Source organism: Microbacterium testaceum (genome assembly GCF_001476655.1).
Taxonomy (GTDB): domain Bacteria; phylum Actinomycetota; class Actinomycetes; order Actinomycetales; family Microbacteriaceae; genus Microbacterium; species Microbacterium testaceum_C.
Genome location: NZ_LDRT01000195.1, coordinates 1 through 1,827, shown reverse-complemented (window position 1 = coordinate 1,827; position 1,827 = coordinate 1). Strand labels below are relative to the sequence as shown.

At 67.1% G+C, this 1,827-nt stretch carries 4 protein-coding genes; all 4 read right to left on the bottom strand.

The genetic code is table 11. The annotated features are described in order from the left end of the window. Positions 1–30: 30 nt before the first annotated feature. Positions 31–360 (bottom strand): metal-sulfur cluster assembly factor, encoded by a 330-nt coding sequence (locus tag NS220_RS18185; RefSeq protein WP_013586729.1) that lies wholly within the window; start codon positions 358–360, stop codon positions 31–33. 9 nt (positions 361–369) lie between these two features. After that, positions 370–1,140, bottom strand: coding sequence for a Fe-S cluster assembly ATPase SufC (sufC, locus tag NS220_RS18180; protein WP_058625386.1), 771 nt, complete (start codon positions 1,138–1,140; stop codon positions 370–372). A 42-nt stretch (positions 1,141–1,182) separates the two neighbouring features. Continuing rightward, positions 1,183–1,512 carry a non-heme iron oxygenase ferredoxin subunit gene (locus NS220_RS18175; protein ID WP_058625385.1) on the bottom strand — a complete coding sequence of 110 codons (330 nt, stop codon included), beginning with the start codon at positions 1,510–1,512 and terminating at the stop codon, positions 1,183–1,185. Then, on the bottom strand, positions 1,509–1,827 hold a 319-nt coding region (locus NS220_RS18170), incomplete at its 5' end, for a SufD family Fe-S cluster assembly protein (RefSeq protein ID WP_193755417.1). The genes NS220_RS18175 and NS220_RS18170, both read right to left, overlap by 4 nt.

Here is a 1,827-nt window from a genome sequence, read left to right as displayed (position 1 = left end):
CCTCGAGGGGTGGGCATTCGACGAGAGTGCTCAGATCGCGAAGCCGAGGGCGCGCATCATGTCGCGGCCGTCATCGGTGATCCGCTCGGGGCCCCACGGCGGCATCCACACCCAGTTGATGCGGAAGCGGTCCACGACATTGTCGAGGGCCTGAGCCGTCTGCTCTTCGAGGACGTCGGTCAGGGGGCACCCGGCCGAGGTCAGGGTCATGTGGATGACGAGCGCGTCGTTCTCGTCGTCCCACGCGAGATCGTAGATGAGGCCGAGGTCGACGACGTTGATCCCCAGTTCGGGGTCCATGACGTCTTTCAGGGCCTCGGTGACCTCGTCGTACTTCTCGGGAGCGAGCGTTGCGGTCATGTAACGATCTTACGCGTCGATCGGCGTACCGGCCTCGAGGAAGCGGTCGTAGCCCTCTTCCTCGAGTCGGTCGGCGAGCTCGGGGCCGCCCTCTTCGACGATGCGGCCCTTGACCACGACGTGCACGAAGTCGGGGCGGATGTAGCGCAGGATGCGGGTGTAGTGCGTGATGAGCAGCACACCGAGGTCGGTCTGCTCCTTCGCGCGGTTCACGCCCTCCGACACGATCTTGAGCGCATCGACGTCGAGGCCGGAGTCGGTCTCGTCGAGCACGGCGATCTTCGGCTTGAGGAGTTCGAGCTGGAGGATCTCGTGACGCTTCTTCTCACCGCCCGAGAAGCCCTCGTTGACATTGCGCGACGCGAACTTCGCGTCCATGCGCAGGTTCTCCATGGCGCCCTTGACGTCCTTGGTCCAGCTGCGGATCGCCGGTGCCTCGCCGTCGATCGCCGTCTTGGCCGTGCGCAGGAAGTTGGTGACCGTGACGCCCGGGATCTCGACCGGGTACTGCATCGCCAGGAAGAGTCCGGCGCGGGCGCGCTCGTCGACGCTCATCTCGAGGACGTCTTCGCCGTCGAGCGTGATCGAGCCGCTCGTGACGGTGTACTTGGGGTGACCGGCGATCGTGTACGCCAGGGTCGACTTGCCGGAGCCGTTGGGGCCCATGATGGCGTGGGTCTCACCGGTGCGCATGGTCAGCGTCACGCCGTTGAGGATCGGGGTCGTACCGTTCTCCGTCTCGACCGTCACGTGGAGGTCGCGGATCTCGAGGACAGACATGGGGGTGATTCCTTACTCGTAAAGTCTCGGGTCGGGCGCGGCTCAGGCCGTCGCCTTGGTGACGGACGGATCGATGAGCACGTCGTCTCCGTCGATCACGACCTCGAACACGGGGACCGGCTCGTAAGCCGGGAGGTTCAACGGGCGGCCGGTCTTCAGCGAGAACGCCGAGCCGTGGGCCCAGCACTCGAGCGTCTCGCCCTCGACGAACCCGTCGGAGAGCGAGATGTCGCCGTGCGTGCAGACGTCGCCGATCGCGTGCACGTCACCGTTGCCGTCGAGGACGACGGCGATCGCGACGCCGTCGATCTCGACGCGACGGGCCTCGTCCTGGACGAGTTCGCTCAGCGCGCAGGCGCGGGTCGCGCTCACGCGGCAACCCCCTCGGCCAGCTCGCGCTCGATCGCGGCGGTGAGCTCGGTCTCGAGCTCGGGGATGCCGATGCGCTGCACGATCTCGCTGAGGAAGCCGAGCACGACCAGGCGGCGCGCCTCGTCTTCGGCGATGCCGCGAGCCTGCAGGTAGAACAGCTGCTCGTCGTCGAAGCGACCCGTGGCGCTGGCGTGACCCGCGCCCTGGATGTCGCCGGTCTCGATCTCGAGGTTCGGGATCGAGTCGGCGCGCGCGCCGTCGGTGAGCACGAGGTTGCGGTTGGCCTCGTAGGAGTCGGTGCCGGTGGCATCCGGT

Excerpts from the sequence above, each read along its gene's own strand:
- sufC (WP_058625386.1), bottom strand. The coding sequence starts at position 1,140 with ATGTCTGTCCTCGAGATCCGCGACCTCCACGTGACGGTCGAGACGGAG.
- NS220_RS18185 (WP_013586729.1), bottom strand. The coding sequence starts at position 360 with ATGACCGCAACGCTCGCTCCCGAGAAGTACGACGAGGTCACCGAGGCC.